6 protein-coding genes are annotated in these 7,984 nt (G+C 29.3%); 1 reads left to right on the top strand and 5 read right to left on the bottom strand.

Translation table 11 applies throughout. The features are described from left to right. Window positions 1–361 precede the first annotated feature (361 nt). Window positions 362–2,134 carry a DUF885 domain-containing protein gene (locus KQI77_RS12875; protein WP_216390841.1) on the top strand — a complete coding sequence of 591 codons (1,773 nt, stop codon included), beginning with the start codon at window positions 362–364 and terminating at the stop codon, window positions 2,132–2,134. Window positions 2,135–2,171: 37 nt separating this feature from the next. Here KQI77_RS12875 and KQI77_RS12870 read toward each other — a convergent pair whose 3' ends face one another. From KQI77_RS12870 to KQI77_RS12850, 5 genes are all read right to left on the bottom strand, one after another. Beyond that, complete coding sequence (locus tag KQI77_RS12870) at window positions 2,172–3,155, bottom strand: M56 family metallopeptidase (protein WP_216390840.1); 984 nt, start codon at window positions 3,153–3,155, stop codon at window positions 2,172–2,174. A gap of 30 nt (window positions 3,156–3,185) precedes the next feature. Further along, window positions 3,186–3,548 (bottom strand): BlaI/MecI/CopY family transcriptional regulator, encoded by a 363-nt coding sequence (locus tag KQI77_RS12865; protein ID WP_216390839.1) that lies wholly within the window; start codon window positions 3,546–3,548, stop codon window positions 3,186–3,188. 193 nt (window positions 3,549–3,741) lie between these two features. Further along, window positions 3,742–4,251 (bottom strand): anaerobic ribonucleoside-triphosphate reductase activating protein, encoded by a 510-nt coding sequence (nrdG, locus tag KQI77_RS12860; RefSeq protein ID WP_216390838.1) that lies wholly within the window; start codon window positions 4,249–4,251, stop codon window positions 3,742–3,744. A gap of 36 nt (window positions 4,252–4,287) precedes the next feature. Next, window positions 4,288–5,604, bottom strand: a complete 1,317-nt coding sequence (locus KQI77_RS12855) for an ATP-binding protein (protein WP_216390837.1) — start codon at window positions 5,602–5,604, stop codon at window positions 4,288–4,290. Between the two features lie 93 nt (window positions 5,605–5,697). Next, on the bottom strand, window positions 5,698–7,983 hold the full coding sequence (locus KQI77_RS12850; protein ID WP_216390836.1) for a hydratase: 2,286 nt from the start codon (window positions 7,981–7,983) through the stop codon (window positions 5,698–5,700). Window position 7,984: the final 1 nt, after the last annotated feature.

The raw sequence follows: 7,984 nt of genomic DNA, 5'->3' as shown, positions 1-7,984 counted from the left end.
ACATAGCATAGAAAGAAAAGAGGCGATAGAATATGTCAGATAAGAATCCAAAGCATCCTTTGAAGAAAAAACAAGCTAAGGCAAAGGACAAGAAAAAACACGTTTATGAATAGAATAATTAAGAATTTCTAAATATAAAAAAATTAAGTTAGCTAAATGTTGTAAAATCACTAAAGTTCAAACAGTACAACATTTTAAACGCTAACTTATTTTTTTATTATGAAAAATCCTAAAGTTCATTATGAAGATTAAAGTCCCCCTATTCTAATTTGAATAACTGCTTTTGTAGATTATTTGTAAGAAAAAGGTTATAATATTCTTAATGCACTTTGCATTAACAATCACTAATATGGAGGATATTATGAGAAAAAATTTAAAATTACTTTCAGTAGCTCTGTGTTTTTTACTCACTTTTTCATTAGTATCATGTTCCTTTGATTCTAAAACAAATACCAACTCAAAAAGTGCAAAAAAGATACAAGCAGAATTCGATGAATTCTTAAATGAAGAATTCATTGATACAGTAACTAGTGACACAATCACTCTTCACTATAATTTAAAAGATCCATCTTCCTATGGAATAAAAGATATTCCAGCAACTTTAGGTGACTTCAGTGTCAGTAATATAGAAGATGGTACAGATTCAAAAGAAAACAAAAAAATTCTTAAAAAACTCAAATCCTATGATTATAGTTGCCTTACTAAGGATCAAAAATTAACCTATGATATATTAAAAAAATACTTGGAAACAGCTGCACTTACTGATGGATTAGATTATTATGCAACTATATTAGGGCCTACTACAGGCTTTCAAGCTAATCTTCCAGTTACTCTTGCAGAGTATAAATTTTATTCCAAAGATGATGTTGAAGATTATTTAAAAATACTAGAACTTTTAGAAGACTACTTTAAAAATATTATTAGTTTTGAACAAAAAAAATCTAAAAAAGGATTATTTATGGCTGATTTTGCAGTAGACGATATAGTTTCTCAATGTAAAGAATTTATATCTTCCCCTGAAGATAATTACCTAATACCTACATTTGATAACAAAATAGATACTTTATCTGACCTATCTGATGAAGAAAAGGCCTCTTATAAAGAAAAAAATAAAGATTTAGTTATAAACACTATTGTTCCAACATATCAAAATCTTATTGATTCTTTAAATGATCTAAAAGGATCTGGAAAGAATGATGGTGGTCTATGTAACTTTAAAAAAGGAAAAGAGTATTATGAAGCTTTAGTGGCTAATACAGTAGGAAGCGATAAATCTATAGATGATATAACTGATATGGTTAAACAAAGACTAGTAAGCAAATTCACAGAATTAAGTACTATTCTAAATTCATCACCAGATATAATAGAAAAATACAGTAATCAAACCCCTGAATCAACTGATCCAAATCAAATATTAGAATTATTAAAACAAAGGATGACTGATTATTATCCTAAAGCAGCTGATGCAAGCTATAAAGTTCTATCTGTTGATCCTTCATTAGAAGAACACTTAAGTCCAGCATTCTTTATGGTACCACCTATAGATGACTATTCTAATAATGTTATATATATTAATAATAGCCAAGTAGATGAATCATCTTTATTTTCTACTTTAGCTCATGAAGGTTATCCAGGACACTTATATCAAGTGACTTACTTTAATTCCACTAACCCTTATCCTATAAGACACTTATTAAACTTTGGAGGATACACTGAAGGTTGGGCAACTTATGTTGAAATGCAATCATATGAGCTTACTAATTGTGATGATAATAACTTAATTAAGTTTAATCAAGCATATTCAGAAATATGTTTAGCTATTCCAACACTAATAGATATTCAAGTCAATTACAATGGATGGACATTAAAAGATACTGAAGATTTCTTATCTGATTACGGTTATGATAGCTCTATAGCTGAATCTATATATCATACAGTAATAGAAGACCCTGCTAATTACTTGCAATACTATGTGGGATATCTTGAATTTGCAGAACTTAGAGACAATGCTTCTAAAGAATTAAAAGATAATTTTAATTTAAAAGATTTCAATAAAGTTATTTTAGATGTAGGTCCAGCTCCATTTTCAATATTAGAAAAACAAGTTAATAAATATATAAAAAATAATAAATAAAAAAAATTGGTGGCCTAAATTAAAGGTCACCAATTTTTTATTTATTTTGCTCTATTTTAATATTATAATCATTAATTGCTTGATTATCATTTATCGTAAAACTAAACATTGTTGCCAAAATCAATAAAAATATACACACTATAATGGTAAATCCTCTTTTTAAGTTTTCTGCAAATATTCTTTCTACTCTAAACTTTATAGAAAATTCTCTTCCAAGTGTTGTACTTATTCCAATATTATTATTTCTACATTGTTTAACAGATGTTAATATTGTTAAGGCATATTGTTGTTTTTGTTCCTGTCTACATCTTCTCAAAACTCTCTCATCACATGATAATTCACAATCAGCTTCTATAACCTTGCTTATTAAGTATATTAATGGATTAAACCAATAAATTATACTTACAATCATATACAACATTTTTACTAATATATCATTATATTTAAAGTGAGTGAGCTCATGTCTCAATATCCATTCAATCTGCTCATTATTATAGTTTATATTGGGTAATACAATATACTTTTTAAATATTCCTATTCCAAACGGAATTACATTATCTTTATTTTGCTTAAGATGGATTTCCTTATTAATATTCATATCCTTTAAAACCTTGTTATAGATATCAATAATTCTCTTATCCTCTACTGCATAACTTATTCCTAATATATTTTTCTTAAGAGCAATATAAGTACTTATTTTGTATATAGCTATTATAATAGCACCTATAAGCCATATATACCCTATTATTTTAATATTAGAAATTCTTTCTAGCTTATCCCCTATATTTATAAATAATTTTAAGAAGCTACTTATAGAATTACTAGCATTTTTAATAATCTCTGTAACATCTATTGTTATACTAATTGGAAACATCATTCTTATTAATAATATTATCCAACTATAATAAGAAACAACCTTCCTATATTTTTGAAACAATGTACTTCTTAGTATTAATAATACTATAATCCCCACACTACTAATTATAAATGTTTTTATTAGATTCCCTACAATCCATTCCATTTTTGTTGCCTACATATATAGGTAACACTACTATTTTTCTTTTACCCACTTTTCAAGGTTTTCTAAATCTTTGTCTGATAAATCATGATTTTCATGTAAAGCAGTTACCAAACTCTTTAGTGAATTTTCATGAATCTTATCAAAGAATTCTTTAGTTTCTAATTTCACATAATCATCTTTGTCAACTAAAGGAGTATAATAAGTATATCTCTTTATTTTTTCTGTGCTTAAGAAACCTCTTTCAGCCAATCTAGATAATAGTGTTAATATTGTAGTTCTCTTCCACCCCTTTTCTTCTTCTAGAATATCAATAATTTGTCTAGAAGATAAAGGTTCACTGCTACTCCATATTACTTTCATTACACATAATTCTGATGGTGGTATCCTGTTCATAATTTCTCATCCTTTCTTAACTTAACGTTTTATTGTTTTTCTTGTACTTATAGAATATCATCTTGTAGTTCCTAATTCAATTTACCATTAGTAAATTATGGTAAACAATTAATGAACTTTATAGACTTTATTTCGTCTTTTATAATTTTTTCTTAATATCATTAAATTAAATTTAACACTTTACTACAACTGTCTAGTATTCTAAGCACACAACTTTTCCCTCTGTTAAGCTTGCTTGAACATCTATAATTCTTTGATTAGATGATCCTCTGAATCTTAAACCCTCATCTTGTTTTGACATGTCGAACCTTCCATCTACTAATACATCAATATTTTCAATCAGGTCACTCCACCCATTTATCTTATGTTTATTTTCGATAATGTATTCAAAAGTATATCCAGTATAACACCAGATATTTATATTAGATTTCTTAAAATTTTGTGCCATATACGCAAAATCTTCAGCCCTTTCAAAAGGGTCTCCGCCGCTAAAAGTAACACCTCTAAGCATTGGATTATCTAATACATCTTCTATTAATTCGTCCATGTCTTTCTCCTCGCCCCCATAAAAATCATGAGTTTCAGGATTAAAACACCCTTTGCAGTCATGTTTGCACCCTTGTGAAAAAAATACTCTTCTCATTCCAGGTCCATTAACCAAACTTTCATATGCTATACCTGCTAGTCTTATTTTTCTGCCCATTTCTAAATGTCTCTCCTAATTTTATAAATCACTTGATTATTTGTTATTAATTTGACCTTCTAGCCAATCTACAAATTGTCTTGCAGCTCTTGGAGATCTACCATTATACCATTGAGACCATTTTATAGCCTCTTGTTTTATATATTCTACATCGACTTCTAAATTCCTACTTTTTACCAAACTGTTTACAATATGCAAGAATTCATTTTGATTTGGAGTCAAGAAACTTACAGTAATTCCAAATCTATCAGCTAATGATAATTGTTCTTCTTGTGTATCTCTATAATGAATATCATCTCTATCAGAGAATTTTTCTTTTATAAGGTGTCTTCTATTAGTAGTAGCATAAATAAGTATATTATCAGGTCTATTCTCAATTCTTCCTTCTAATATAGTCTTAAGTGCTGAATATCCTTCTTCCCCTTCTTGGAACACTAAATCATCAACAAATATTATAAATTTTTGTTTCTTATGACGAAGTAATCTTATTATTCTAGTAAAATCACTTAATTGAGATTTATCTACTTCTATAAGTCTTAATCCTTGTTCATAGTATTCATTTAATATAGCCTTAACTGTAGATGACTTTCCTGTACCTCTTGAACCATATAATAAAAGGTTATTAGCTGGATATCCTTTTAATAAGTTAATAGTATTGTTCTTTATTATTTCTTGTTGCTCTTCATAACCTATTAAATCTGATAATCTTATTGGATCTGGTTCAAGTATTTCTCTTAAATGGCCTTCTTCTTCATTATCAAATCTCTCCCAAACGAAAGCAGCATAAGCTGATGCACGCCCAGTTCCATTATCTCTATAAAATTCACTTAATTCGTCTATACATTCGCCCCAATTATCTGTATTCATTAGTACAGCTTTAATCTTCTCATATGCCATACCATTTTGAGGAACATATTCTATAGATTCTATTCCCCAATCTATTAAAGAATTAATTCTATCTTTAATTACCTCATCATCTGAGAATTTTCCTATAATTAATTCTTTTATGTCTTTACTACTTATTTTCAATATATCGCTTATATTTTGTAGTTCAGATTTTATCCCTTGAAATGTGAATCCTGGAACATCTCCATTTAACTCTAATCCTAAACTATATGGGTTATGATCTAATAAAATTTCATCAACTATACTTTCTTTAAAAGATAAATTCTTGCTAGCTTTAAATAATTCATAAGTAAAATCATTATATGCAGATATAACTTCATTTACATTAGAATCTTGAACTATTTTATCCACAAGCTTTGAGAATTTATCCCCAACTTTTTCTGAAAATATCTTCTTATACACACATAATGAATCTAAATTTAATTTTATTATTTCTTGTTTTTCCATGTCGACACTCTCCCTGTCTTCTTAAAAACCACCTTGCTTATATAATTTTAAGCAAGATGGTTTTTTTAATTTATCAATAATATTTTATTATAATTAGCCTCTGTAATAGTTAATTAAACATCCCTTTAAGATGATTTCTCTTTCATCATCTGTAAGTTCTCCAAGTTTTAACTCGAATTCCTTCATGTCTTTATTAACTACATAAGCAGTTATTGTACTCTTCTTTTCCTTTACAGCTTCAACTATATTTGGTACAAATATATAATCTCCATTGTCAAAGCATATTTCTTCTTCATATATGAATGGTAACATACCCCAGTTAATTAAGTTTGAACGATATCTCTTAGTTGCATATTCTTTAGCGATATTAGCCCAACCACCTAAAACTTTTTGACATGATGCTGCTTGTTCACGTGCAGAACCATCTCCAGGTTTTACTGCATAAATTGTACTACCTATTCCTGTATTATCGTTGTTAACATCTTGGAATTTACCTTTGATAGTGTTAAATACTCCTTCAAGTTCAGCTACTGCAGATATTGGAGATTCATTTGCCTCTCTAGCCTTTTCAGCTTTTTGAATTTCTTTTGCTCTACCTACATATGCTGGGTCCTTACGAGATAAAGTAAATTCAGCTAAACCTAATGGATTAGAACGATAAGAAGAAGTTTCTCCTGAAGGTATTAATTCATCAGTAGTTGTAACTGGATCATGAATAACTGATACAACCTTTAGTAGTAAGTTGTCAGTTAACGCTACCATCTTTGGCCAATCAACTATATTAGGTCCAAACTTAATTTCTACTGAAGGGTCAGCTTTTCCTATACCATTATAAACTCTGTTATCATAAATTGCTTTATCAAAGAAATATTTTGGTTTAGTAAAGTTTACATCTATATCTGTAGCTGCTGTTAAATATCCCTTGTTAGCTGCTGTTGCTGCTATTGAACGAGCATCCATAAGTGCTACTGAAGCAATTTGTCCGTTTGTTATCTTAGAACCTTCTCTGTTAGGGAAGTTTCTAGTAGAGTGACGGATACTTAATCCATTATTTGCAGGTACATCTCCTGCACCAAAACATGGTCCACAGAATGCTGTACGTACTGTTGCACCTGTTTGCATTAAATCAGCTATTCTACCATTCTTAACTAATTCCATGTATACTGGTTGAGATGCTGGATATACACTAAGTGAGAATTCATCATTTCCTATTGATGTACCTCTTAATATATCAGCTGCATCACAGATATTCTCGAATCCACCACCAGCACATCCTGCTATTACTCCTTGTTCTACATATAACTTACCATTATGAACTTTATCCTTTAATGTAAATTTAATCTTGTTGTCTAAGCTTATTCCTGCTTTCTTTTCAACATCATCTAATATGTCATAAAGATTTGCATTTAATTCTTCTATTGAATAAACATTACTTGGGTGGAATGGCATAGCTATCATTGGTTTAACTTGAGATAAATCAACATATATCATTCCATCATAGTATGCTACTTTTCCTGGATTTAATTCTTTATAATCTTCTGGTCTTCCATGGATAGCATAGAAGTCCTTTATCTTATCATCTGTTTTCCAAATAGATGATAAACATGTAGTTTCTGTTGTCATAACATCTATACCAATTCTAAAATCAGCACTTAAATTAGCGACACCGTCTCCTACAAATTCCATTACTTTATTATTAACATAGCCATTTGCAAATACTGCTCCTATTATAGCTAAAGCAATATCTTGAGGTCCTACACCTTTTTGAGGTGCACCTGTTAAATAAACTCCTACTACTCCAGGCATATTTATATCATATGTCTTGTTTAATAATTGTTTAACTAATTCTGGACCACCTTCTCCTATAGCCATAGTTCCTAAAGCACCATAACGTGTATGACTATCTGATCCTAATATCATCTTTCCACAACTTGCTAACATTTCTCTAGCAAATTGATGAATTACTGCTTGATGAGGTGGTACATAAACTCCACCATATTTCTTTGCACATGATAAACCAAACATATGGTCATCTTCATTTATTGTTCCTCCAACAGCACATAAACTATTGTGACAGTTTGTTAGTACATATGGAACTGGAAATTTCTCTAATCCTGAAGCTCTTGCTGTTTGAATAATTCCAACAAAAGTAATATCATGAGATGTTAATTTGTCAAATTTAATCTTTAACTTATCCATATTACCAGAAGTATTATGGCTACTTAATATTCCGTATGCCATAGTATTCTTCTTAGCTTCTTCTTTTGATGGATAATTATCCCCAAGCTTACTCTTAAGTATTGCAGCTTGTTCACTTCCATCCTCAACTATTTCCACTCCGTTTAGTAAGTATGCACCTTCTTTAAACAACTTTACCATT

This window comes from Clostridium sp. MSJ-8 (assembly GCF_018918325.1).
Classification (GTDB): Bacteria; Bacillota; Clostridia; order Clostridiales; family Clostridiaceae; genus Clostridium.
This window is presented reverse-complemented; position numbering and strand designations above follow the sequence as displayed.